Origin of the sequence: Planktotalea sp., assembly GCF_050633725.1 — a bacterium.
In the GTDB taxonomy this organism is placed as follows: Bacteria; Pseudomonadota; Alphaproteobacteria; order Rhodobacterales; family Rhodobacteraceae; genus Planktotalea.
On the sequence record NZ_JBOEHB010000006.1, the window covers coordinates 59,951 to 84,878 of the forward strand.

Genomic DNA, 24,928 nt, shown 5'->3' on the forward strand with positions numbered 1-24,928 from the left:
GAGCGCTCTTTTTGTTTGTTTGGGCTGCGGCACTTTTAATGCTTTGGATCAACCTGTGGACAGTTGCGAGGCAGAGGGGTATTTCACCATGAACGCAAATCCGGTCTAAAAGGCGCATGTCCAATGGCAAGTCTTAACGATATTCGATCCACCTTCCTGAATTACTTTGAAAAACAGGGGCATGCCGTAGTGGCATCCAGCCCGCTGGTTCCGCGCAATGATCCTACTTTGCTTTTTGCAAACTCGGGCATGGTGCAATTTAAGAACCTGTTTACCGGGTTAGAAACACGCGATTATGCTCGTGCAACGACGTCGCAAAAATGTGTCCGTGCAGGCGGTAAGCACAACGATTTGGACAACGTGGGATACACTGCGCGCCATCACACGTTTTTCGAAATGCTCGGCAACTTCAGTTTTGGTGACTATTTTAAAGCAGACGCGATCAAGTTTGCTTGGGAATTGCTGACAGAAGAATTTCAAATTCCCAAGGAAAAACTGCTTGTAACGGTTTTCCATACGGATGACGAGGCAGCGGAAATCTGGAAGAAAGTCGCTGGTTTAACTGACGATAAAATCATTCGCATTCCAACGGATGACAACTTTTGGCGCATGGGGCCTACGGGGCCCTGTGGTCCGTGCACCGAAATTTTCTACGATCATGGCGAGCATATCTGGGGTGGCCCTCCCGGCAGCCCTGAAGAGGATGGTGATCGGTTTATCGAAATCTGGAACGTCGTTTTCATGCAAAACGAGCAATTCGAAGATGGCACCATGAAGCCGCTCGATATGCAGAGTATCGATACCGGAATGGGGTTAGAGCGTGTTGGCGCTTTGCTGCAAGGCAAACACGACAATTATGACACCGACCTTATGCGTAATTTGATCGAGGCGAGCGCGGATGCGACGAGCAGCGATCCTGACGGGCCGGGCAAAACCCATCACCGCGTCATTGCGGATCATTTGCGCTCCACGTCGTTCCTGATTGCAGATGGCATTATGCCATCCAATGACGGACGCGGGTACGTTCTGCGCCGAATTATGCGCCGCGCGATGCGTCATGCGCATCTTTTGGGGGCAAGCGATCCGTTGATGCATCGTCTTGTTCCAGCACTTGTGCGCCAAATGGGCGGTGCATTCCCCGAGCTTGGGCAGGCGCAAGCGATGATTGAAGAAACTTTGCGCCTTGAAGAAACACGTTTCAAGCAGACGTTGGATCGCGGCCTCAAACTGCTCGACGACGAACTTGCGGGCCTTCCCGAAGGTGACGTTCTGCCTGGCGCGTCGGCGTTCAAGCTATATGACACCTACGGTTTCCCGCTCGATCTCACACAGGATGCGCTTCGCGAAAAAGGGCGTGAAGTCGATACAGATGGTTTTGATGCCGCAATGGCCGAGCAAAAGGCCAAAGCGCGGGCCGCTTGGTCGGGTACGGGCGAAGCCGCCGATAGTGCGATCTGGTTTGATGTTGCCGACGCATATGGCGCAACCGATTTCTTGGGATATGACACAGAGACGGCCGAAGGATTGATTGCGACGCTTGTCATGGACGGCGCGGAAGCCGACACAGCCAAGCAGGGGCAAGAGGTTCAAATCATCCTGAACCAATCGCCATTCTATGCTGAAAGCGGTGGCCAAGTTGGCGATCAAGGTCTGATCAAAACAGAGGCTGGTGTCGCTCGGGTTACGGATACAAAGAAAAGCCAAGGCGTCTTTATCCATATAGCGACCGTCGAAAGCGGTGAGATTTCGAAGGGCAGCGCGGCTGTTCTGGAAGTTGATCATGCGCGCCGCTCGTCCATTCGGGCGAACCACTCCGCGACCCATCTGTTGCATGAAGCATTGCGTGCAGCGCTTGGCGATCATGTCGCGCAGCGTGGCTCTTTGAATGCAGAAGACCGTTTGCGGTTCGACTTTTCTCACGGAAAGGCGCTCACGCCAGAAGAACTGGTAGGGGTCGAAAAGGAGGTTAACGCCTACATTCGACAAAATGCGCCAGTTGAAACACGGATCATGACGCCAGACGATGCGCGCGCGATTGGTGCACAAGCGCTCTTTGGTGAAAAATACGGTGACGAAGTGCGGGTCGTTTCTATGGGCGTGCAAGCTGGCTCTGGCAAAGGGAGCAATGGAGAAACCTATTCGCTTGAACTTTGCGGCGGCACGCATGTGCGTCAAACGGGTGACATCGGTGCCTTTGTTGCGCTTGGCGATAGTGCGTCCAGCGCGGGCATCCGCCGCATTGAAGCACTGACTGGCCAAGCTGCTCTTGATCACCTTCGTGCGCAGGATCTGCGTTTAGCGACTGTCGCGAACGATCTCAAAGCGCAGGCGAGCGATGTGCCGGCCCGAGTCAAAGCGTTGCTTGAAGAACGTAAAACATTGAACAATGAAGTCGCGCAATTGCGCCGCGAACTGGCGATGGCAGGCGGCCAAGGGCAGGGCGGCGGTGCTGAAGCTGAGGTCGTGAATGGCATCAACTTTGTAGCGCAGGTTCTTTCGGGCGTCTCTGGCAAGGATCTACCTGCACTGATTGATGAGCATAAATCGCGCATTGGCTCTGGTGCTGTCTTGCTTATCGCTGATGCAGGCGGCAAGGCGGCTGTTGCGGCTGGTGTTACGGATGATAGCAAAGACAAAATTTCGTCTGTCGATCTTGTGAAGGCAGCGGTCGTGGAGTTAGGCGGCAAAGGTGGCGGCGGTCGTCCAGACATGGCGCAGGGCGGCGGCAAGGACGTCGCGAATGCGCAGGCAGCCATTGCTGCGGCGAAGCAAGTCTTGGAAGGATAAATAATGCCAACAGCACTTTGGATTGCGAATGTCCATGTCACGGACGAAGCGGCGTATAAAGAATATGCAAGTCGCGCTACGGGTGCGATTGCGGATCATGGCGGTGTGTTTCTTGCGCGCGCAGGCAAACATGAACAACTCGAAGGTCGGGATCGCGCACGCAACGTTGTCGCGCGTTTTCCTAGCCTGCAAGCCGCACACGATTGTTACTACTCTGACGCTTACCAAGCCGCGCTCGATTTTGCGCGCGGCGCCTCTGAACGTGATCTGGTGATTGTTGAAGAGGCTGAGATCTAAGCCCAAGCGAAAAGTTGTGATCGGCTCTGAAACACTGGCGGTTCTCTGCTGGTGTTTTTAGTTTTCAGAACAAATTGACCAAAGAAGTCCAAGTCTAAGCTAGATATGATCTGTGGATAATTCATCCAACCTATGGCCGATTCGGCAAATACGATTCTCGCGTCCCCCTGAAAAAAGTAAACAATCGCAATCGACTAGCGCCACTGTTTCGAATGTGGCAAGAGTGCGCCTTTTTTGCGCAAACTTCCTGTTGATAAAACTGGTGCGGAAAAAACACAGTTTCGTCGAATATCAAGTAAAATAAGGGGTTTTGGTTAATGAACCCGAATTGGGGCCTGTTTTCTCTATAGCTGCTCCAAAGTTTCTTGCGTTAGGTTTTAGATACGTGAAGGGAAACTGGAGGATTTCATGAAAAAGACCCTATTTTCTGCTGTAGTAGCAGCTGTCGCCTTTGCCGCACCTGCAATGGCTTGGGAAGGCAAAACAGTAGCTTGCTATGACAAGCACCTGGTTCCTGCGACTTACCATTACACAAACAAATTGGTTAAGCCTGGCAAGAAACAGTACGAGCACCGCAATGGTCGCATCGAGCTGGTTTCTTACCCACCTGTTTACCGTCAGATCGCGACGCTTAACACAGGCGCGCACTATGTAATGCGTCAGGTAAAGTGCCACCACTAAAGGAATAGTCTGCGTTGTTCGTCTAAGAGCAGTGCAGTCATCCAAAACGAAAAGCGCGGCAGATTTCTCTGCCGCGCTTTTCTCGTTTGAAAGATAAAGATTGTGGTTACGCGTTGCCGCGCGCTTGGCGCTTGCGCTCATGCGGGTCGAGGTAGCGCTTACGCAGACGCACAGCGTTTGGCGTTACTTCAACAAGCTCGTCGTCGTTGATGTAAGCAATCGCTTCTTCAAGGCTGAGCGTGATTGGCGTCGTCAAACGAACCGCTTCGTCCGTGCCAGAAGCACGTACGTTGGTCAGTTTCTTACCTTTGAGCGGGTTCACTTCCAGATCGTTCTCACGGCTGTGCTCGCCGATGATCATGCCAGTGTACACATCAGCTTGTGCGCCGATAAACATTTTGCCGCGATCTTCGAGGTTCCACAGGGCGAAGGCCACGGATTGACCGTTCTCCATGGAGATCAGAACACCTGCGCGCCGGCCCGGGATTGCGCCTTTATGCGGTGCCCAGCCGTGGAAAACACGGTTGAGAACGCCAGTGCCGCGTGTGTCCGTGAGGAATTCACCGTGATAACCGATGAGACCACGGGACGGCACATGCGCGATGATGCGGGTCTTGCCAGCGCCAGCGGGGCGCATTTCGACCAACTCGCCTTTGCGCGCGCCTGTGAGTTTTTCGATGACCGCGCCAGAATATTCGTCATCCACGTCAATGGTGGCTTCTTCAATCGGCTCAACGCGCTGACCGTCGGCATCGTCTTTCATGATCACCTGCGGGCGGGAGATCGAGAGCTCAAAACCCTCGCGGCGCATGTTTTCAATCAAAACACCCATCTGGAGTTCGCCGCGACCGGAGACCTCAAAGGCCTCGCCGCCCGGCGTTTCACCGATTTTGATCGCAACGTTGGATTCCGCTTCTTTCATCAAGCGGTCACGAATGACGCGCGACTGAACCTTTTTGCCATCGCGGCCCGCAAGAGGGCTGTCGTTGATGCCGAAGGTTACTGTAATGGTGGGCGGATCGATGGGCTGTGCATCGAGCGGCTCGTCAACGGCCAATGCGCAGATCGTATCCGCAACCGTCGCTTTGGACATGCCAGCGATGGAAACAATGTCGCCTGCCTGCGCTTCGTCGATGTCCTGCTCAGAGAGGCCACGGAAGGCTTGGATACGCGTGACGCGGAATTGCTCGATCTTTTGGCCAATACGGGACAGCGCCTGAACCGTTGCACCTACCTTCAGCGTACCGCTTTCAACGCGGCCCGTCAGAAGGCGGCCAACAAAGGCGTCAGAGCCGAGCGTTGTTGCCAGCATGCGGAAATCTTCGCTTTGGCGCGCGATTTGGCGCGGCTTGGGAACGTGGTTCACGATCAAGTCGAACAAGGCAGAAAGATCTTTGCGCGGACCGTCCAGTTCATTGTCGGCCCAGCCGTTACGGCCAGAGGCATACATGTGTGGGAAGTCGAGTTGGTCGTCATTCGCATCGAGCGAGGCGAAGAGATCAAAACACTCGTCCAGCGCGCGATCAGGCTCGGCGTCTTGCTTGTCCACTTTGTTAAGGCAAACGATAGGGCGCAGACCAAGGGCCAGCGCTTTGGATGTCACAAATTTGGTCTGAGGCATCGGGCCTTCAGCCGCGTCAACCAGTAGGACAACGCCGTCAACCATGGACAGGATGCGTTCAACCTCGCCGCCAAAGTCGGCGTGGCCGGGCGTATCAACGATGTTGATGCGTGTGCCTTTCCACTCAACCGATGTCGGTTTTGCGAAAATTGTAATGCCGCGCTCGCGCTCGATCGCGTCATTGTCCATAGCGCGTTCTGCAACGGCTTGGTTCTCGCGGAATGCGCCAGATTGCTTCAAAAGTTCGTCCACGAGCGTCGTCTTGCCGTGGTCAACGTGTGCGATAATCGCAATATTGCGAAGGTCCATTAGAGTCTGCCTTTAAGTGAGTTGCGCCCCCGTTATAGGGACGCAACTCAAAAGGCCAGCAAAATAGCGCGTTACTCTTAAGAGGGGGCGAAACTCAGCGTTCTATTGCTAAAAAACGCTAAGTTATGCAGGCAAGTAGATCTTAAAATGCGCGCGTATGTCGCTATCGAGCTCTGCGTCGAATCTCGCTTTTGAGCGCGTTGCGAGAATTTCTTCTTTCTTGGCGATGGCCTTTTCGATCAGAACAGGTTTGCCAATTTCAGCCCATTCCTTTGGCGAAGTGCGATCGCCGAGGCTGGGATAGACGTGATCGGCTTGCATACGGCCCAGCGTTTGTTCCGTGCCAAGGTAGTGACCGGGACCACCCATGCAGACCTCTGCCATTTGATCCAGCGCGAGGGTTTCGTCACTCACTTCGATCCCGCGAACACAACGCATGGCTTGCCCGATAATGTCATCGCTGAGGATCAGGCTTTCGTGGCAAAACCCAAGCAGGGAGGAATGCATGCCAGCCGCCTCATAAACCATGTTGAGACCAGAAAGCCCCGCCATAACGTTAGAGCACATCTGCTCCCATCCCGCCTGCATGTCCGGCATTTTGGAATCCGATGCGCCGCCTGCCGCGCCGCCGGGCAGGCCGTAAAAGGCGTGCATTTGCGCGCAGCCTGCCGAGAGCAACGCTTGCTCGCCCGAGCCGACGGTCATTGCGCCCGTGCGAAGATCAAGGCCAAAGGGCCATGTGCCAAAGATCGCGGGATGGCCGGGTTTGATGGCGTTCACATAGACCAGACCCGCAAGGCATTCCGCGCAGGCCTGCGTGATCGCGCCTGCAATCGTCGAGGGGGCCGTCGCACCAGCCATGCCAGCCGACAAGAGCAAGACAGGGATGCCGCCCTCAATGCAGGCCTCCATAACTTCGCAGGATTCTGTTGCGAATTTCATCGGCGGAACAACAAAGCAGTTCGAATTGGACATAAACGGGCGCTCGAGCCATTTGTCTTTGCCGCCCGCGATTTTATGCAGCATTTCAACGGCGTGTGGGACGATGCTTGCTTCGGAAAAGGATATGCCGACATGTTTTGTCGTCCCGCTTGTGCAGGCGTAAACCGAATTCAACTCGCCTTCCATCGTGTCGAGGATATCGCGCGCAACCATGGGGCGCTGCACAAAGTTGATATTGTCCAACACGTCGCAAATGCGCGCGGCGTCGTGCAGGTCTTGCAGCGTGCTTTCGCGGTACTCATGGCCCTCGATATCCACCAAATGAACCGCAGCGCCAGCGGTGCCGTAATGCACACGCTGGCCTGAAAGATCGAGATCATTGAGACCATCGCGACTGTAGAGCGTCACCTCGCGATTGGCCTTCGCGAGGGCATCCTCGACCAGCGCGCGGGGAAAGCGGATGCGTCCGTCATCGCCAAGAATAGCACCTGCATTCGTCAGGATTTCAACGCCAGAGGCAGGCGCATCGGCAAGGCCAATGGTCTCAAGCGCCGTCAGCGCCGCTTGGTGGATTTTCTCTACATCAATATCGCTGAGCGGTTTATATTGCCCACCTTCCAACCCAGCGCGGATGGGGCGCAGGTGATCGGCAAGTTTGCTAGAGCGCGCTTCACGGCGCGCAGAGCGTCCGCCAGAGCGACGAGTAGGGGATTGTGCATTCATGATAGTCTTGGCTTTCAATTGGAATAGGGAAGGGGTGAAACCTTCCTAAGGGCGCCCGCGCGCCGCACGGCCACGCCGCGCTCCAATCGTCACGCGCGTCAGCGTGAGCTTCCAAGATGAGTTCGCCAAGGGCTTTCCTCCGACCAGTGCAGATCAGTGAAAAGCCAATTTTTTTGCGATTCTACTTCAATTGCGACAAGGCGTCGCTTTCAGACTTTACCAGCGCCCAGATGCGCCGCCGCCACCAGATGAGCCGCCGCCAAAGCTAGAGCTTGAGGAAGAAGAAATTCGGCTGGTTGAATAGGGCTCTACAGATTCGAAGGAACAATTTGAGCATTTGATAATTTTGTTGCCGTGACCGCCTGACTTACGCGTGGCTTTCATCAAAACTTCGCGCGTTAAATCTAACGTCCTTTGCCCGCATTGCGGACATTTCTTAAGCTTTACGAATTTGTCTTTGAAAATAAGCGCGCCAATGCCGCCGAACACGGCAAGAACTATCGCCCAAACCCAGTTGTCGCTCTCTCCTTTGGGGGCCTCGGCTCCGGCAAGGAAGGGAGTGACAATCGTGTTAATCGTATCTGTAACACCTGCCTCGATGCCGTCCTGATAGCGATCCTCTTTAAAGGCAGGCAGGAAAGAGCGATCAATCACGCGCGCCGCGGCGCGATCCCAATCGCGCCCATATGCACGGCCAAGCTCGATACGCATTGCGCGGTCTGTGCGCAGGATCATTACGAGCACACCGTCGTTGCTGGTCTTGTCGCCAATGCCCCATTCATTGAACAGACCCGTTGCGAATTGCTCTAGCGTTTGATTTGGCGCGAACATGTCTTGGCGCGACAGTGTAAGCACTGTCATTTCGACACCTGTATCTTTGCGCAGTTTCTCAAGTTGCTTAGAAACCCGCGCGTCAGAGGCGTCGTCCAAAAGCCCCGCGTAGTCGTTCACGGTTATCGAATTGTATTCAGGGTAGGATTGCGCCAGCGCCGTGCTCGCCGAGAAAACCAGCGCCAAAATCATCAAAATACGTGTCATCAAAATTGCTTTCGTTGCTTCTATTCCCAAAAACTAGCGCAATTCAGTCTATTCGCAAAGCGTCGCCGCAAAAGCGCAAAGTCTGCGCAAAGCATCGCCGTAAGCCTCATCATCAATCGTCATGGCGACGCGAATATGACCCGCAGCAGCTTGGCCAAAGCTTTCACCGGGCATCACGGCGATGTGTTCGTCGTCCAGCAAGCGATTGGCGAACTCTTCACCCGTTAGACCCGTCTCGCGAATATCCAACATCACATACATCGCGCCATCCGCAGGAATTAGGCGCACATGGTTTTGTTGTTTTAAAATGTCGACCGCGATTGCGCGGCGGCGCTCGAACGGGGCGGCGATCTTTCGTTCGAAAGCTGGCCCTTGACGCAGCGCAAAGAGCGCGGCGTCCTGAATGAACCCTGCAACGCCATAGGTCGTGTGTGTGGCGAGGTTCATCAGATGCGCAATCGCTTCTTTCGGTCCAACGATCCAACCGACGCGGCTTCCTGTCATCGCATGGCTCTTGGACATGGAGCCAACTACAAGCGTGCGCTCGGCCATATCGGGCAGGGCGCGCGGCGAGATATGTTCGCCCTCCCAGACTTGCGTGTCGTAGACTTCGTCAGAAACGAGCCAGAGGTCATGGCGTTTGCAAACCTCTGCGATGCCTTCAAGCGTTTCGCGGGTGTAAACAACGCCTGTCGGGTTGTTGGGGGAATTGATCAAAAGGCTCGCCGCGCCTTCCGCCTCTGCCTCGATATCCTCAATGCGCGGTTGGAAGCCATCCTCGGCATGGGCTTGGATTGGGGTCGCGATGCCGCCAATGCCGCGCAACGTGCCGGGGTAGGTTGCGTAATAAGGATCGATGAACAGCGCTTTGTGCCCTTCGGGGCAGGCCGCAAGATGCGATGCAAAGAGCGCCGCTTGTCCACCGGGAGTGATCAGGACATTTTCAACCGTGGTTTCTACGCCAGTGCGCTCCTCAACGCGGCGCGCAACCTCGGTCCGCAGCGCCAAAATACCGGGTACCATCGCATAGCCCGTGTGACCACCGCGCGCGGCCTTGTCCATCGCACCCAAGATGCTGGCGTCAGTGCGAATGTCATGCTCGCCAATCGTCAACTCGGTCACAGGCGTACCGCCCGCGATCATTTGACGGGCGCGCGTGAAGACCTCCCAACCGTCGGATCCGCTGGGCGTGATATTGGTCAATCTCGGTGACAGAACTGGCATTGCGATCTCCTTGCAACAGACGCCCACTTGGACGCGGCGCGCGAGATTCGTCAACACGTCTGGACGCGGGGGCAGTTGCGCGCTATCAAGGGCGCATGAACACCGTACAAAGCATCATTATTATTTGCTGTATTTCCCACTAACTTCGTTAGGCGGGCCGGTTTCACATTTCTTCTTTTGATCTGAGTTGCTAAGTCCGCCGCAATACCTGCGCGCGCTTTAAGGACTTGTGACATGACCAAAATCACACTGCACAACACCAAGACCCGTTCCAAAGAGGAACTGGTGCCGATCAAAGACGGGCAAGTGTCGATGTATGTCTGTGGTCCAACGGTCTATGATCGCGCCCATATCGGCAATGCGCGCCCTGTGATCGTGTTTGATACGCTGTTCCGCTTGCTGCGCCATGTGTATGGCGAGGCGAATGTGACTTATGTGCGCAATTTCACTGACGTGGACGACAAGATCAACGCGCGCGCGGCAGAGAGTGGGCGCTCGATCCGAGAGATTACCGATGAAACAACGCAGTGGTATCTCGATGATATGGCCGCTGTGGGGGCGCTTGAGCCAACGCATATGCCGCGCGCAACCGAATATATCGCGCAGATGGTCGCGATGGCGGAGGACTTGATCGCTAAAGGCCACGCTTACGCGGCTGAAGGGCATGTGCTCTTTGCCGTTGAGAGCTACGCTGATTACGGCAAGCTGTCCGGTCGCTCTGTCGATGATATGATCGCAGGTGCACGGGTTGAAGTCGCGCCCTACAAGCGCAATCCAATGGATTTCGTGATCTGGAAACCCTCCGATGAAGGCACGCCCGGTTGGGATAGCCCTTGGGGTCGCGGGCGTCCGGGCTGGCATATCGAATGCTCTGCTATGGCGCATGAATTGCTGGGTAAAGCCTTTGATATCCATGGCGGCGGCAACGATCTGATGTTCCCGCATCATGAGAATGAAATCGCGCAGAGCAAATGCGTCGGCGATGATTTCGCCAGCATCTGGATGCACAACGAGATGTTGCAGGTCGAGGGCAAGAAGATGTCCAAGTCCTTGGGCAATTTCTTCACCGTGCGCGATTTACTGGATCAAGGCGTTCCGGGCGAGGTCATTCGTTTTGTATTTTTGTCCACGCATTATCGTAAGCCGATGGATTGGACGGCTGAAAAGGCTAAAGAGGCTGAGAAGACGCTGAGGAAATGGCAGGCATTGACAGATGGAATCGATGAGGGTCGCGTTACAGCAACTGTCATTCACGCGATTGCGGACGACCTAAACACTGCTGGGGCAATTGCCGAGATGCATAAACTGGCCAATGCAGAGGATGCTTCGAGTTTAAAAGCAGCTGGAAGGCTACTTGGGTTGCTAAGCGACGCAAAAGAAGATTGGTTGAGTGACGGTGCTGAATTTGGTGTAACCAACCACCTTAGGTTATTTGCAAACACGCTAAATAGCTTAAGGACTGAAGCAATGAAAACGAAGAACTTCTCTAAATTGGATGCGTTGAAAACCCAACTTTCTGACATCGGTATCAAGACGATGCAAACTAAAGAAGGCATTCAATTGGAAATTGATTGGTTCGGCGCTTACCAAGCTATGCTGATCGCGAAGAAAGACCCTCGTTTCGTAAGAGTGACTGGTGTGAACAGGCGCGAAACATGGGAATGGCTAAAGAAAGAAATAGAGGCTTTAGTGTGACCCGTTTCGAAACGCAGGACAGCCTCCGACCGCGGGTGGGGGTGAAGCCCCCGCCCTGGGGGGCGGTCGGGGGCTGTCCGTGCCAAGAGCACGGACTTGGCGAGACAAGCAGACGGTGCGCATCATGAGCAAAGAAAAACTCTACCTCTACGACACCACCCTGCGCGATGGGCAGCAAACTCAAGGCGTGCAATTCTCGACCAAAGAGAAAATCCAGATCGCAGAAATGCTCGACCAGCTTGGCGTGGATTACATCGAAGGCGGCTGGCCCGGTGCGAACCCGACGGACTCTGCGTTCTTTGATGAAGCCCCAAAAACCAGTGCCAGAATGACCGCCTTTGGCATGACCAAACGGGCAGGGCGCTCGGCTGAGAACGACGATGTGCTCGCCCAAGTCATGCAAGCCAACACAGGCTCCGTCTGCCTTGTCGGTAAATCGAGCGCCTTCCATGTCTCCGACGCGCTCGGCATCACCAAGGCCGAGAATACCGCCAATATTGCCGCCTCCATGTCACATATCGTGGGCGAGGGGCGCGAGGCGCTCTTTGATGCGGAACATTTCTTTGACGGCTATAAAGCCGATCCCGATTACGCGCTCGAAACCCTACACGCCGCCATCGAGGCTGGTGCGCGTTGGGTGGTGCTGTGCGATACCAACGGCGGTACGCTCCCTGCGGAAGTAAGCGAGATCACCAAAGCGGTCATCGCCTCTGGCATCAGCGGTGAGCAAGTTGGCATCCACACCCACGACGACACAGCAAACGCTGTCGCGTGTTCGCTTGCGGCTGTCGATGCTGGCGCGCGCCAACTCCAAGGTACGCTGAATGGGTTGGGCGAGCGCTGTGGCAATGCGAATCTCACGACTTTGATCCCAATCCTGCTGCTGAAAGAGCCCTACAAAAGCCAGTTTGAGACAGGCGTTACGCTTGATGCGCTTAAAACGCTCACGCAGATATCGCGCACGCTGGATGACATTTTGAACCGCGTGCCCCAGCGCCAAGCGCCCTTTGTTGGTAATTCGGCCTTCGCTCATAAAGCGGGCTTGCACGCCTCCGCCATTCTCAAAGACCCCACCACCTATGAACATGTTGCGCCTGATCTTGTGGGCAATGAACGTATCATTCCGATGTCAAACCAAGCGGGGCAATCTAACCTGCGAAAACGCCTTTCTGATGCGGGACTAAGCGTGGAAAAGGGTGATCCTGCGCTTGGCTACCTGCTCGATGAAATCAAAAGCCGTGAAGCGCTTGGATATTCCTATGACACAGCGCAAGCCAGTTTCGAGCTGCTGGCGCGCCGCGCGCTTGGCCAAATGCCCGATTTCTTCGAGGTAAAGCGCTACAAAGTTACGGTTGAGCGCCGCAAGAACAAATACGACAAGATGATCTCGCTTTCCGAGGCTGTCGTGGTCGTAAAAGTGGATGGGGAAAAGAAACTCTCCGTCAGCGAATCCATGGATGAAACGGGCTCGGATCGTGGTCCTGTGAATGCGCTTTCCAAGGCTTTGGCGAAAGATTTGGGGCAATATCAAGAGATGATCGACGATATGCGCCTCGTCGATTTCAAGGTGCGCATCACCCAAGGCGGTACCGAAGCGGTGACGCGTGTCATCATCGATAGCGCTGATTCTAAAGGCAATCGTTGGAGCACGGTGGGGGCGTCGCCCAATATCGTGGATGCGAGTTTCGAGGCGCTCTTGGATGCGATCCAATGGAAGCTGATCCGCGATACGAAAGAAAAATGAAGAAGTAACCTTGACGTTACATGTCACCCTAGCTACTCATGTCACCCACAGGTTACATGGGGCAGCAAATGGCGTGGTTACTACTTACAATTTCGGGCGGGCTAGAGGTGGTTTGGGCCGCAGCTCTCAAAGCGTCCGACGGCTTTAGCAAACCCCTCTATAGCGGCATCACCGCGATTGGTGCGTTTGCCAGCTTTTGGCTACTGGCCTATGCGATGAAGTCTTTGCCGCTTGGCACGGCCTATCCTGTTTGGGTCGGCATTGGTGCGATTGGCTCGTTTCTCATCGGCATTCTGGTGTTTGGCGAAAGCGCAACGCCGCTACGCCTCGCAAGTGCTGCGCTGATCGTGATCGGCATTGCTGGCCTCAAGCTGGCGGAGGGCTAGGACATGAAAGCTCAAACACTCACAAATGTAAGGCTGATCGTTCTGGGCATCGCCGGACTCGTTTGTGCCAGCTACAGTGGCTTGGCCATTCTCTGGGATAACCCGCAACCGTTTTCGCCTTGGTTGCCCGGTATCGCTGGCGTTTTCGCTGCGATCGTAATCACCCTGTCTGCAATCCTTGCTGGGCCGCGAAATACGCAAATCGCAATGGACGAGCTGTATCGCGCAGAGTGGGGCAAGGCGGTTCAGATATCCTATTGGATCGGCATCTTGTTGTTTATCGCTGGCGCTGTTGCGATCACGCGCGACTGGATTTCTCCCGCTGCAGGCATAGCGGCCGCAGGTACTGCATATGGTGCTTCGCCGATGTTGCTCTTTTGCCTGATCTCGCTGCGGGGGTGAGCTATGGAGACGCTACAAAACACGCTCAAAGCGCTGCGCACGGAAAAGGGGTTTACCCAAGCATCCCTTGCTGAAGCGGTCGGCGTTTCGCGCAAAACCATCAACACGATTGAAAACCATGTGTTCACCCCATCTGCCTTGCTCGCGATGCAAATCGCGCGGGCGTTGGATGTGACGGTCCATGACATTTTTTACTTGAAAGACGATTGATATGCTCATGAAAATAATAACTTTTACGGCGATAAATCTCGCAATAACCGCGCTGATCGCGCTTGGTTTGATCGCCTCTCAAAATCCGAAGGCCCTTGTTGAAAGCGACGCCGCGGCTGGCTTGAACTTTGAAAGCACAGTCGAGCGCGGCGTTAGCACTGCGCCTGCGCAGGTCGGCATCGAAATGGGGGATGGCTGGCAAATGCCTGTGCGCCAGTACGGAACGCAGGACGCCAGCAAACCTTTGTTGGTTCTTGTGCACGGCTCTGGTTGGGTCGGGCTGCAATTTAATGACCTCGCCCAAAGCCTGTCAGATGAGGCCTATGTGCTTGTGCCGGATCTGCGTGGTCACGGCGCTAGCCCAGAGCGGCGCGGGGATGTGGATTACATTGGCCAGATGGAAGATGACCTCGCCGCGTTAATCAAAGCAGAGCGTCTGCCAAATCAAAAAGTCATCGTCGCAGGTCATTCGTCTGGCGGCGGGTTGGTGACGCGATTTGCAGGCGGCGTGCATGGCGCGCTGATGGACGAGGCGATCCTGCTTGCGCCCTTTCTCAAGCACAACGCCCCGACAACACGTTTAAATTCAGGCGGTTGGGCGCATGTGTTAACGCGCCGCATCATTGGGCTGAGTATGCTCAATACATTCAAGATCACTGCGCTGAATCACCTCACGATTATCCAATTCAACATGCCCAAGGCGGCGCGCGAAGGTAAATTCGGACACCTTGCAACGCTGGCCTATTCCTACCGCCTCAACACAGGGTTTGCCCCGCGCGGCGACTACCTGAAGGACATCGCGGCATTGCCGAACTTCACGCTGATCGTTGGGAGCGAGGACGAAGCCTTCTTCGCAGATCAATACGAAGGGGTGATGAGCGCGGTCACGGACAAGGGCAGCTATCATATCGTGGATGGTGAAACCCATCTGAGCATTGTAGACGCTGCGCAAACCGAAAGCTTGATCCGAGGAACGTTTGAGTGAGCAAGACACCTGACTGGCACGCCTGTGCGGCCATCGTTGAGCGGGGCGATCCGACACGCTTTCGCGCGGCGATGGCAGCAAAACCCGAAGCGCGCGCCGTGCTGTTTCCAATCTATGCGGCGAATGTTGAAATCGCGCGCGCCCCTTGGGTGACGCAGGAGCCAATGATTGCAGAGATGCGTTTGCAATGGTGGCGCGATGTAATGGAAGAAATCATCGAAGGGCGCGAAGTGCGCCGCCATGAGGTCGCAACGCCGCTGGCCACTGTCCTGAGCAAGGAGGGGGCAAGCGCATTTGACCGCCTGATCGAAGCGCGCCGCTGGGACATCTATAAAGACCCGTTCGAAGACACCGCAGCTTTCACGCGCTATCTTGAGAACACCGCTGGGGGGCTGTTGTTCGCCAGTTGCGATGCGCTTGGCAAAGCCGACACGCAGGTTGCCAAAGATGCGGGATATGCGGCGGGGTTAGCGACGTTCTTTCAAGCCATTCTAGAACTTGAGGCGGCCAAACGTGTGCCGCTTTTGGATGGTCGTCACAGCGCAATTGTCGAGTTGGCAAACGATGGGCTTGATCGTTTGAGTAGGGCGCGCAAACAGCGCAAGCAGCTCGCGCCAGCGGGTTGCATTTCACTTGCCCATAGCGAAGCCTTGCTGGTTCAAGCCGCGCGCGATCCGAGTGCGGTCAGTGAGGGACGGCTGCAAACCAGCGGTCTGCGCGCTTCTTTGAGCCTAATGAAGGCAGCGCTATTCGCGCGTTGGTAGCGGTTAACTGGCGCTGAACTCTTTCGGGCGCATCACCAGCCAAATTAGCGCAGAACCCGCCAAGGCAAGGAAAGGCACCATCGCAAGGTTCACCGCCGTCCAGCCCTGAACAGGATCACCGCCAGAGCAGTTCATCAAGCCGCCCGAGGCAAGCGATGCCATTGTGACGCCGCCAAAGACAAACAGATCGTTCATGCCCTGAACCCGTCCTTGGTCCTGCTTTTCATGCGCAGAGGTGAGCATCGCTGTGGCACCGATAAAGCCAAAGTTCCAACCCACGCCAAGCAAAATGAGCGCGATGAAGAAGTTTTCAAGCTCTACATCTTGCAGCGCAACAACGCCCGCTGCGGCAAGGATAACGAGACCTGCACCAACGATCTTTTCTACGCCAAAACGCGCGATCAGATGACCGGTAAAGAACGACGGGATGAACATCGCTAGAACGTGGCTGGACACCACATCCGCCGCTGTATTCGTCTCATAGCCGCAACCAACAACCGCCAAGGGGGTTGAGGTCATCACGAGGTTCATCAGCGCGTAAGAGACCATGCCGCAGATCATTGCCACTGCGATGCGCGGCGTTTTGATCAATTCAAGCCGGCTTTTGGCAGCGGGTGCGTCAGCCGCTGGTGCAGGGGGCGGCGGGATTTTGATGAACAAGAAAAGAGCGGAGCCAATCACGTTGATCGCGATCACCACGGCATAAGTGCCAAGGAAGGGCACCACATAGGCGTCAGCGGTGAATTTCACCAATTGCGGGCCAATGATTGCTGATGCGAGACCACCTGCCATGACATAGGAAATCGCTTTCGGGCGGAATTCATCGCTGGCCGTGTCAGCAGCAGCAAAGCGGTAAAACCCTTGCGCGCTCATGTAGAGGCCAGTGAAGAAGCTGCCAAACAGAAACAGCGGGAAAGACGCGTAATAAAGCGCGATTGCACCGATCAAACCACCCGTTGCGCCGCCCGCAGTCCCGATCCAGAACCCTGCGCGCCGTCCATATTTCTGCATGACCGTTGAAATTGGCGTGGCCGCGCACATCGACCCGAGAACAATCATCGAAATCGGCATGGTCGCAAAGCAGATGTTTGACGCGAGCGATTGTCCGGCGAGGCCAGCGATTGTGAAGAGCATCGGCATCTGCGCGCCAAGAAAGGCTTGGGCGAGAATGAGGATGAAAACGGTGCGACGTGATGAGGATGTGGATTGGGTCATGGATTCTGCCATACGCCTGCTTTTTGGATCAAGCAAGCGCGCTCATGCCGCATCAATAAGGTGTGCAAAGGAACCGCTGATGTGACCTTGCGTCAAACCCATGTCGGGCAGGGCGGTGCCCTCGGCGTCGCTGGCTTGGAACAGCGGTGTTCCTTCGGCGCGTATGGTGCTGGCGTAGTGGAATTCATGGGCGTTCCAGCGGCCTTTGAAGGGGCCAGTCTTGGCGCTCAAAGCGCGATAGCCGAGATGGAGTTTTCGTTTTGCGAAGGACGTTTCCAGTTTCAGAAGCCCAGCCATCGCGTGCCGCGTTCCATCCGCGTCAATCAACCCATCGCCCAAGAGCATATAGCCGCCGCATTCTCCGTAGATCGGTTTGGCACTGCCGTGCTGGCGCAAAGAGTGCAAAAATGTCTCGCTGCTTGCCAATGTGCCTGCGTAAAGTTCAGGATAGCCGCCGGGTAAGAAGACGAAATCGCTTTCTGGAACTGCCGCATTTGCGAGCGGTGAAAATGCGATGACTTCCGCGCCTTGTGCACGCCAGTCTTGCAAAACATGAGGGTAGGCAAACGCAAAGGCGGCGTCCTGCGCGATCGCGATACGCTGCGCGGGCGGCGCGAGCGAGGGCAATGCGCTGTGTTTGGGCAATGGCTTTGACAACGCTGTTAGCGCGCTGAGGTCGATACGGGAGGCGACCAAATCTGCGGCAAGATCGATGAAACTGTCCAAATCATCGCGCTCTTGTGCTTGAACCAATCCAAGGTGGCGCGAGGGCGTTTGAATAGCTGCGTCGCGAGGGATTGCGCCAAGCACAGGCAAGCCGAGCGGCTCGAGCGCGCGGCGCAGCATCGTCTCGTGGCGCGCGCTGCCGACTTTGTTCAAAATGACGCCTGCGATTACGACGTTCGGATCATACTGCGCAAAGCCTTGCAAAATGGGCGCAACCGATTGGGCCATACGGGACGCGTCGATCACCATGATGACGGGCAATTTAAGAATTTTCGCCAAATCCGCGACAGAGCCGCGGCCTTCAGGGGGGGCGCCGTCAAACAGGCCCATTGCGCCCTCAACGATCAAAGGCGCATCGCCCGCTGCCAGTGAGGTGATACGCTCTGACGACATGGCCCAAGCATCAAGGTTAAAGCAAGCTGCGCCAGAGGCCGCCTCGTGAAAGCGCGGGTCGATATAATCAGGGCCAGATTTTGCGCCGCGAATTGCATGGCCTTGGCGCTTGAGCGCGCGCAGCAAACCAAGTGTTAGGGTTGTTTTGCCCGAGCCCGAAGCAGGAGCCGCGATGATGAGGCCCGTGCCGGTCTTCATATGGCCTCGGCAGGTTTGCCTCGTCCCAAAGGATCGGTGTTGCGCGGCTCGAAACCTTGGGCAATGGCTTGCCAATCGAGCGCTTGGCGCATCAGGACAGAGCGGCCAATGCACAAGATGGACGGCGGCTTTAGATCTGCCTTTTCAATGTCCGCTGCCATCGCGCCAAGCGTGGTTTCCAGCACATGCTGATCTGGCGTCGTGGCAGAGGTGACAACCGCGGCAGGCTCATTTGGGTCGCGCCCTGCGTCAAGCAAGGCATTGGCGATGCGTTCGACATGTTTCATGCCCATGTAGATCACCAGCACCTGCGCGCCCTCGGCGATGGCCTTCCAATTGAGCGAAGATGGCGTGTCGCCAGTCTGATCATGGCCTGTCACAAAGGTCACAGATTGATTCACATCGCGGTGCGTGACGGGAATGCCTGCGTAGGCTAGACCGCCGATGCCTGCGCTAATGCCCGGAATGATGCGAATAGGAATGCCGTGCTGCACCAGCGTTTGGCCTTCTTCACCGCCGCGCCCAAATACGAATGGATCGCCACCCTTAAGACGCAAAACGCGTTTGCCCGCTTGGGCCATTTCGACCAGTTGCAGCGAAATATCGCGCTGCTTGGCTGAAGGCTTGCCGCCGCGTTTGCCTGCGTAGATATGCTCGGCTTGTGGTGCCCAGTCCAAAATCGCGCTTTGCACGAGGGCGTCATAGACAATCACATCCGCTTGGCGCAAAGCGTTCAAGGTGTGAAGGGTCAACAGCCCTGGATCACCAGGGCCAGCACCAGCAAGCCAAACCCAGCCAGCTTGGAATTCGGGCCATTCGTTGCCCACTAACGCGGGGAGGGAGATATGCGAGTCGCTCATGTGCCCCTTATGCCCCCTGCGTCATTTAGGGGAAAGGGACCAAGCGACATCATTTGAGCAATTGGCGGCGCGGATTTGCACGCCTATAGTCAGCGAGATGAGCAGAAAGCCCGAAACAGAACTGCGCCGTGGTTGGACCACAGGTGCCTGCGCGACAGCAGCGGTGCAAGCCGCGCTTGCTGGGCTCTGGGAAGGGCGTGTGCCGTCATCGGTGCAAATTACGCTCCCGCGTGGTGAAACGCCTGTCTTCGAAATTGCGAAAAGTGAGATTGGCGACGGATTTGCCTGCGCGGCTGTGATCAAGGATGCAGGAGATGACCCTGACGTGACGCATCAGGCTTTAATCGAGGCGCGGGTTGAGGTGTCCCAAGGGGGCATCATTTTCAAAGGCGGAACAGGCATCGGCCATGTGACGCGCCCCGGTTTACCGATTGCAGTGGGCGAGCCTGCAATAAACCCGGTGCCACGTTCGATGATGCAAAGCGTCGTGCGTGATACCGCCGCGCGCTTGGGCGAGGGGGCCGATATTACGATTACGCTTAGTGTGCCTAATGGCGCGGAGTTGGCGGAAAAAACATGGAACCCGCGTCTCGGAATTATCGGCGGGCTGTCGATCCTTGGCACAACGGGCATTGTGCGCCCGTTTAGTTGCGCGGCTTGGATTGCCTCAATCCATCGCGGCGTTGACGTAGCGCGCGCTGAAGGCTTGCCGCGCATTGCGGGCTGCACTGGGGCGACCAGCGAGCGGGTGGTGCAGGGCCTCTACGATCTACCTGATCACGCAATGATGGACATGGGCGATTTTGTTGGCGGCATGTTGAAATATATCAACAAACATCCCGTGCCTCATGTCACGATTGGGGGCGGGATAGGCAAAATGACAAAACTGGCCCAAGGCGCGCGCGATTTACACTCTGGTCGCTCGCAAGTGGATTTGGCCGCTCTGGCGCATGTGCTTGATCGAGCGGAGGTTGCAGACATGAACACCGCCTTGCAAGCCTATGAAACTGTTGGAGAAGATATGGCCGTTTGGGTGGCGCAAAACGCCCTAAAGACCGTGCGCGGGATGATCCCTGATAGCGTCGGCGCGGATGTGGTGATAATTGATCGCAAAGGCAAGGTGATAGCGCGCGCATGACAATTCTGGTACTTTCTGGCACCCGCGAGGGGCGCGATATCGCGGCTGACTTACACCGCAGTGGCATTGATGTGATTGCCTCGCTCGCTGGGGCAACGCGCTCTCCGCGCGCGCAGGACGTGCCAACGCGGAGCGGGGGTTTTGGCGGGGCTCAAGGCTTCAAAACCTATCTGAAAGAGCATTCGATTTCTGCGGTCCTGGACGCAACGCATCCTTTTGCGAGCGCAATAACAGAGCGCTCCGCGCGCATTTGCGCTGAGCTGGGCATTCCCTATTGCCTTTATAGCCGCCCTGCATGGCGCGCGACTGAGCAGGACAATTGGACGATGCTTGGCAATGAAACCGAAGCTGCGCAGCACGTTAAGGCGGGTGAAATCATCTTCCTTGCAACGGGCCGCAAAACGCTGGAGAGGTTTGCCAACCTTTCAAACAATTATCTAATTTGCCGCCAGATTGATCCGCCTAACGGGCCATTTCCGTTTCCAAACGGGGAGTTTCTGATCGGGCGTCCGCCGTTTTCAATCGAAGATGAAGTGCGTTTGTTCAAGAAACTCAAAATTGATTGGTTGATCGTGAAGAATGCAGGGGGAACGGCAAGCTTTTCCAAACTCGATGCCGCGCGTGAACTTGGCTTGAAGGTCGGGATGATTGAACGTCCTGCTGTGCCGGATGCGCTTTGTGTCTCAACGATTGAGCAGGCCATCGAATGGAGCGCCGCGCATGGATGAACGGGTGATTAAGGGCGACGCTTGCGTGATCGAAGGGGCCGAATGGCTGGCATCCTATGATCCGCGTTTCAAAGCCGCTTGGGAAGAGACGGGGCCCTTGCCATTGCGTTTGAAACCAGAAGGATTTGATCAGCTTTTGAATGCGATCATTGGTCAGCAAGTGTCTGTCGCCTCGGCCAATGCGATTTGGGCGCGGATGGAAGGTTTGGGTCTGACCTCTGAGGATAACATTGCAAAGGCTACCGATGACGAATTACGCGCGGCTGGGCTGAGCGGTCAAAAAATGCGCTATGCCCGTGCTTTGGCTGCTGAACGTATTGATTACGAGGCCCTACGGGCGATGTCGTCAGATGACGTCATTAAAACCCTCACAAAAGTCACAGGTATTGGGCAATGGACCGCAGAAATTTATGCGATGTTCAGTCTAGGGCGTGCAGATGTGTTTGCGCATGGGGATTTAGCCCTGCAAGAAGCGGCGCGCATTTTGCTTGATTTGCCCGAGCGCCCGAAAGAAAAACAAATGAGAATAATCGCGGCGGATTGGTCGCCGTGGCGGTCGGTTGCAGCGCGCGTGCTTTGGGCCTACTACCGCGTAGCAAAAGCACGGGAAGGTATCAGATGACACGAGTTCTTAACGCACAGCGCCGCGAGCCACTTTCGGGCGAGACACGTTCGGTCGTAGTATTCTTGCACGGATATGGGGCCAATGGTGCGGACCTTTTGGGCCTTGCTGATCCTTTGGGCGAACACCTGCCAGATACGCTGTTCGTCGCCCCTGATGCGCCAGAGGATTGCGCAGGATCGCCAATGGGGTTCCAGTGGTTCCCGATCCCATGGATCGACAATTCTTCAGAAGAAGAGGCCGAGCGCGGAATGAACGCGGCGGTTGAAGACTTGAACGCCTTTCTTGACGCTTTGATGGTGGATGAAGACGTGCTGCCTGAGCAGGTCGTTTTGTTCGGCTTCTCGCAAGGCACGATGATGTCACTGCATGTCGCGCCGCGCCGCGAGGATTCAGTTGCAGGTGTCGTCGGTTTCTCGGGCCGTTTGCTTTCACCCGAATTGCTGGTGGACGAGGTGGTTGTTCGCCCTCCAATCCTCTTGGTGCATGGCGATGCGGACGATGTGGTCCCGGTGCAATCTCTGCCAGAAGCGGCCGAAGCTTTGCAAAAGGCAGGCTTTGAGGATGTCTATGCGCATATTATGAAAGGCACAGCGCATGGAATTGCGCCGGACGGGCTTTCCGTTGCATTGGCCTTTATGCGCGACAAGCTAAACCTCTGATCGCGCCTTGGCGCTGCGCCATCGCAGCGTTCTCCTAATTCTACTGTGTCTCGTAGGGCACTATATAGGGCTTGCTAGTAAGCGGCCTCTATATATAGTGGAATTATGTTTACACGGTCTTAAGCTTGAACCGTGGTAGGTCTTTCAGGGAGGAATGGCTTCAAAATTGTAGAACCCAAAAGCATTCGATGCGCTAAATCGCGGCGTCATGTGTTAAGGGGGGCGATGTGATTTCTGAGCAAACCACGTCAAACCTACAGCAACTAAATGCACGCCGTACCTTGGTTTTGAACGCTGACATGCAACCCCTAAGCTGGATGCCGCTTTCTACATGGTCATGGCAAGAAGCAATGACTGCTGTGCTACAAGAAAGGGTTATCCAACTTAAAGGCTACGAAGACGTCGCAGTCCACTCTGCAAAACACGCCTTCAATGTGCCAGCGGTTGTGTGCCTACGTCAGTATCACAAGCGCAGGAATGCAGCATTTACGCGATACAATTTGTTTTTGCGAGATGGGTTCTGCTGTCAGTATTGCGGCACCAAACGAGCTGCAAAAGATCTGACGTTTGATCATGTCATGCCGCGTTCTCGCAAAGGGCCTGCGAATTTTGAGAATATTGTTGCAGCTTGTCAGAGCTGTAACTTGCGAAAAGGAAACAGAACGCCGAAGGAAGCTGGGATGAAACTGTTGCGCGCTCCGCGCGTGCCAAGTCCACATGAGTTGGACAAGATTGGGCGCAAACTGGCGCGGGTGCAAAAAGAGTTACATCAAACGTGGTTAGACTTTTTATATTGGGGTGCCGATCTCGATGAGTAGGCAAAGTAAGGGGTAGAGTGTTGCATGTACGAAGATGAACACAGCGAAGAAGAGCGATTAGAGGATTTTTCGACAGACCGTCTAAGTGTAACCCATTGGGCTGCGCAGTTGGGGGATGATGGCGATATGTCCGTATTAGAACGCGGTGTCGCAAAATTGCTTACACCAAAGGTTCTTAAGTTCTTGCCAGCTGAGCTCGCATTGTCAGAAGGCGAAGACGCGGTTTCAGAATGGATAACAGCGCGCGATGAAAGCGCTTCTGTTTATACCGTTCGGTTGAAGGCAGATAACAGGCTCATCGGCCTGTTGATCTTAAGCGAACGTGTGGAGCAAACCGATGACGAGGACAACGCGCCAGACGTCTTCCTGATGCTTGGCTATCTGTTTGCTGATAGCGAATGGAAACAAGGCTATGCAAGTGAATTGATCGCGGGCGCATTGAATGGCTTTGATGAGTTTGACATGCCCTGTGTGCGCGCGGGGGTTGCCAGTGGCAACGATGCATCGGCTCGGGTTTTGGAGAAGAACGGCTTTGAGTTGAACGAAGCGCTCTCAAGCGATGATCTTCAGATGTATGAGATAAACGCTTAGGCGCAGCATAGTTTGATATTTTGAGCAAAAGGGGGTTGGCACGTAATGTGCCTGAACCTTATTTTTTGTTTTTCAAATCTAAAGATTTGATGATCTTGCTCAGGTTTTTCTCTTTGTGTTTCCGCTCTGACAAAGACGCCGTGTTAAAGGCATCTTCGGCCACGAGTTTGCGCCAACGGTTCACACGTGCGCGCTCGATTGTTCCGTTCTCAAGCGCGGCTTTTACCGCGCATCCCGGTTCACTGTCATGGGCGCAATCGCGAAATTTGCATTGGGATTGAAGCGCTTCCAGATCGGAAAACAGATCTCCAACGCCTGCGGCGGCGTCGGTGAGCTGCAACTCGCGCATGCCCGGTGTGTCCAGCACCGCGCACCCGCTGGAAACAAAGTGCAGCTCGCGCCGCGTGGTCGTATGACGCCCTTTGCTATCGCCAAAACGCACGGCACCTGTTTCAATATCGTCATTACCTGCGAGTGCGTTTGAGAGCGTCGACTTTCCCACACCTGATGAGCCAAGAAACGCAATTGTTTGACCAATCTTGCACCAAGGCGCGAGTTGTTGAGTTGTATCAGGAGATTTCGCATTGAGCGCTTCAACATGAACGTTGCTCGAAATCGCGCGGGCTTGTTTCATGAGCGGTTCAACATCTTCACACAGATCGGCCTTAGTGATCAGGATCACCGGGGTTACATCCGCATCAAGGGCCAGCGCGACGTAGCGCTCTAGGCGGGCAATGTTGAAATCCGCATTGAAGGACGTCACGATAAAGGTCGTGTCAATATTCGCCGCGATCAGCTGTTCAAAACGGTCTTTTCCCGGCGAGCGGCGTTTTATCAGACTTTTGCGCTCAAGGAGAATGCTGTCTTGGGGGCGTTCTGCATCAAAAAGAAACCAATCCCCGACCGTTGCGTCCTGACGCGGGGGAATTGTCGCGTGCAGATCATCGACGCCTTGCGCCTGTAGCCCGCTGCGATGAACCGAGGTGATGCGTACGGGAGGTGTTTTCTCCATCGCGTCAATTTCGGTTTGCTGGGCAAAGTAGTTGGACCATCCCAAACGCTCAAGCGGGGAGGGCTCTGCCTTGGGCATGGGTTTATTGGAAAAAAACGCATCGTAGTTTCGGCTCATCGGTAGGCCCATTCTGACATGATCGCTTGCATGAAAAAGG

The 24,928-nt window shown here is 55.3% G+C and carries 24 protein-coding genes; 16 read left to right on the top strand and 8 right to left on the bottom strand.

Annotated features, from left to right (window positions below):
* Nucleotides 1-123 precede the first annotated feature (123 nt).
* The 3 genes from alaS (at nucleotide 124) to ACRBCU_RS06995 (ending at nucleotide 3,765) form a co-directional block, all read left to right on the top strand.
* Nucleotides 124-2,787, top strand: a complete 2,664-nt coding sequence (gene alaS, locus ACRBCU_RS06985) for an alanine--tRNA ligase (RefSeq protein WP_431364654.1) — start codon at nucleotides 124-126, stop codon at nucleotides 2,785-2,787.
* A gap of 3 nt (nucleotides 2,788-2,790) precedes the next feature.
* Entirely contained in the window at nucleotides 2,791-3,084 is a 294-nt protein-coding gene (locus tag ACRBCU_RS06990; protein ID WP_431364655.1) for a DUF1330 domain-containing protein, read from the top strand.
* 408 nt (nucleotides 3,085-3,492) lie between these two features.
* Complete coding sequence (locus ACRBCU_RS06995; protein WP_431364656.1) at nucleotides 3,493-3,765, top strand: hypothetical protein; 273 nt, start codon at nucleotides 3,493-3,495, stop codon at nucleotides 3,763-3,765.
* A 106-nt stretch (nucleotides 3,766-3,871) separates the two neighbouring features.
* On the opposite strand, the gene typA is transcribed toward ACRBCU_RS06995, so the two are convergent.
* The 4 genes from typA to ACRBCU_RS07015 form a co-directional block, all read right to left on the bottom strand.
* Entirely contained in the window at nucleotides 3,872-5,695 is a 1,824-nt protein-coding gene (gene typA, locus ACRBCU_RS07000) for a translational GTPase TypA (protein ID WP_431364657.1), read from the bottom strand.
* Between the two features lie 123 nt (nucleotides 5,696-5,818).
* Nucleotides 5,819-7,360 carry a trimethylamine methyltransferase family protein gene (locus ACRBCU_RS07005; RefSeq protein WP_431364658.1) on the bottom strand — a complete coding sequence of 514 codons (1,542 nt, stop codon included), beginning with the start codon at nucleotides 7,358-7,360 and terminating at the stop codon, nucleotides 5,819-5,821.
* A gap of 216 nt (nucleotides 7,361-7,576) precedes the next feature.
* The gene (locus ACRBCU_RS07010) at nucleotides 7,577-8,398 is read right to left on the bottom strand and encodes a TPM domain-containing protein (protein WP_431364659.1); all 822 of its coding nucleotides are present in this window, start codon (nucleotides 8,396-8,398) and stop codon (nucleotides 7,577-7,579) included.
* Between the two features lie 48 nt (nucleotides 8,399-8,446).
* Nucleotides 8,447-9,622 (bottom strand): pyridoxal phosphate-dependent aminotransferase, encoded by a 1,176-nt coding sequence (locus ACRBCU_RS07015; protein ID WP_431364660.1) that lies wholly within the window; start codon nucleotides 9,620-9,622, stop codon nucleotides 8,447-8,449.
* 234 nt (nucleotides 9,623-9,856) lie between these two features.
* Here ACRBCU_RS07015 and cysS point away from each other — a divergent pair, with 234 nt between their 5' ends.
* The 7 genes from cysS (at nucleotide 9,857) to ACRBCU_RS07050 (ending at nucleotide 15,808) form a co-directional block, all read left to right on the top strand.
* Nucleotides 9,857-11,317 (top strand): cysteine--tRNA ligase, encoded by a 1,461-nt coding sequence (gene cysS, locus ACRBCU_RS07020; RefSeq protein WP_431364661.1) that lies wholly within the window; start codon nucleotides 9,857-9,859, stop codon nucleotides 11,315-11,317.
* A gap of 124 nt (nucleotides 11,318-11,441) precedes the next feature.
* On the top strand, nucleotides 11,442-13,061 hold the full coding sequence (gene cimA, locus ACRBCU_RS07025) for a citramalate synthase (RefSeq protein WP_431364662.1): 1,620 nt from the start codon (nucleotides 11,442-11,444) through the stop codon (nucleotides 13,059-13,061).
* Nucleotides 13,062-13,129: 68 nt separating this feature from the next.
* Complete coding sequence (locus ACRBCU_RS07030; protein ID WP_431364663.1) at nucleotides 13,130-13,447, top strand: DMT family transporter; 318 nt, start codon at nucleotides 13,130-13,132, stop codon at nucleotides 13,445-13,447.
* Nucleotides 13,448-13,450: 3 nt separating this feature from the next.
* Nucleotides 13,451-13,849, top strand: a complete 399-nt coding sequence (locus ACRBCU_RS07035) for a hypothetical protein (RefSeq protein ID WP_431364664.1) — start codon at nucleotides 13,451-13,453, stop codon at nucleotides 13,847-13,849.
* Nucleotides 13,850-13,852: 3 nt separating this feature from the next.
* Nucleotides 13,853-14,059 (top strand): helix-turn-helix transcriptional regulator, encoded by a 207-nt coding sequence (locus tag ACRBCU_RS07040; RefSeq protein ID WP_431364665.1) that lies wholly within the window; start codon nucleotides 13,853-13,855, stop codon nucleotides 14,057-14,059.
* A gap of 7 nt (nucleotides 14,060-14,066) precedes the next feature.
* The gene (locus ACRBCU_RS07045; RefSeq protein ID WP_431364666.1) at nucleotides 14,067-15,044 is read left to right on the top strand and encodes an alpha/beta hydrolase; all 978 of its coding nucleotides are present in this window, start codon (nucleotides 14,067-14,069) and stop codon (nucleotides 15,042-15,044) included.
* Complete coding sequence (locus ACRBCU_RS07050) at nucleotides 15,041-15,808, top strand: squalene/phytoene synthase family protein (RefSeq protein WP_431364667.1); 768 nt, start codon at nucleotides 15,041-15,043, stop codon at nucleotides 15,806-15,808. Before ACRBCU_RS07045 ends, ACRBCU_RS07050 begins: the two co-directional genes overlap by 4 nt.
* A 3-nt stretch (nucleotides 15,809-15,811) precedes the next feature.
* On the opposite strand, the gene ACRBCU_RS07055 is transcribed toward ACRBCU_RS07050, so the two are convergent.
* The 3 genes from ACRBCU_RS07055 to cobA are packed head-to-tail and all read right to left on the bottom strand — an operon-like array spanning nucleotide 15,812 to nucleotide 19,200.
* On the bottom strand, nucleotides 15,812-17,035 hold the full coding sequence (locus ACRBCU_RS07055; protein WP_431364668.1) for an MFS transporter: 1,224 nt from the start codon (nucleotides 17,033-17,035) through the stop codon (nucleotides 15,812-15,814).
* A gap of 30 nt (nucleotides 17,036-17,065) precedes the next feature.
* Nucleotides 17,066-18,340: a cobyrinate a,c-diamide synthase gene (locus ACRBCU_RS07060; RefSeq protein ID WP_431364669.1), complete on the bottom strand. Its 1,275-nt coding sequence runs from the start codon at nucleotides 18,338-18,340 to the stop codon at nucleotides 17,066-17,068.
* Nucleotides 18,337-19,200 (bottom strand): uroporphyrinogen-III C-methyltransferase, encoded by an 864-nt coding sequence (gene cobA / locus ACRBCU_RS07065; RefSeq protein WP_431364670.1) that lies wholly within the window; start codon nucleotides 19,198-19,200, stop codon nucleotides 18,337-18,339. Before cobA ends, ACRBCU_RS07060 begins: the two co-directional genes overlap by 4 nt.
* 97 nt (nucleotides 19,201-19,297) lie before the next feature.
* On the opposite strand from cobA, the gene ACRBCU_RS07070 reads away from it, so the two are divergent.
* The 6 genes from ACRBCU_RS07070 (at nucleotide 19,298) to ACRBCU_RS07095 (ending at nucleotide 23,759) form a co-directional block, all read left to right on the top strand.
* A complete protein-coding gene (locus ACRBCU_RS07070) occupies nucleotides 19,298-20,338 on the top strand; it encodes a cobalt-precorrin-5B (C(1))-methyltransferase (protein ID WP_431364671.1) in 1,041 nt (346 codons plus the stop codon).
* Nucleotides 20,335-21,066 (top strand): cobalt-precorrin-6A reductase, encoded by a 732-nt coding sequence (locus ACRBCU_RS07075; protein ID WP_431364672.1) that lies wholly within the window; start codon nucleotides 20,335-20,337, stop codon nucleotides 21,064-21,066. Before ACRBCU_RS07070 ends, ACRBCU_RS07075 begins: the two co-directional genes overlap by 4 nt.
* A complete protein-coding gene (locus ACRBCU_RS07080) occupies nucleotides 21,059-21,688 on the top strand; it encodes a DNA-3-methyladenine glycosylase family protein (RefSeq protein ID WP_431364673.1) in 630 nt (209 codons plus the stop codon). The genes ACRBCU_RS07075 and ACRBCU_RS07080 overlap by 8 nt, the downstream gene beginning before the upstream one ends.
* Entirely contained in the window at nucleotides 21,685-22,350 is a 666-nt protein-coding gene (locus ACRBCU_RS07085; RefSeq protein WP_431364674.1) for an alpha/beta hydrolase, read from the top strand. The genes ACRBCU_RS07080 and ACRBCU_RS07085 overlap by 4 nt, the downstream gene beginning before the upstream one ends.
* Before the next feature lie 299 nt (nucleotides 22,351-22,649).
* Complete coding sequence (locus tag ACRBCU_RS07090) at nucleotides 22,650-23,168, top strand: HNH endonuclease (protein ID WP_431364714.1); 519 nt, start codon at nucleotides 22,650-22,652, stop codon at nucleotides 23,166-23,168.
* A gap of 24 nt (nucleotides 23,169-23,192) precedes the next feature.
* On the top strand, nucleotides 23,193-23,759 hold the full coding sequence (locus tag ACRBCU_RS07095) for a GNAT family N-acetyltransferase (protein ID WP_431364675.1): 567 nt from the start codon (nucleotides 23,193-23,195) through the stop codon (nucleotides 23,757-23,759).
* A 58-nt stretch (nucleotides 23,760-23,817) separates the two neighbouring features.
* Here the strand turns inward: ACRBCU_RS07095 and rsgA are convergent, their stop codons facing one another.
* A complete protein-coding gene (gene rsgA / locus ACRBCU_RS07100; protein ID WP_431364676.1) occupies nucleotides 23,818-24,888 on the bottom strand; it encodes a ribosome small subunit-dependent GTPase A in 1,071 nt (356 codons plus the stop codon).
* Nucleotides 24,889-24,928 lie beyond the last annotated feature (40 nt).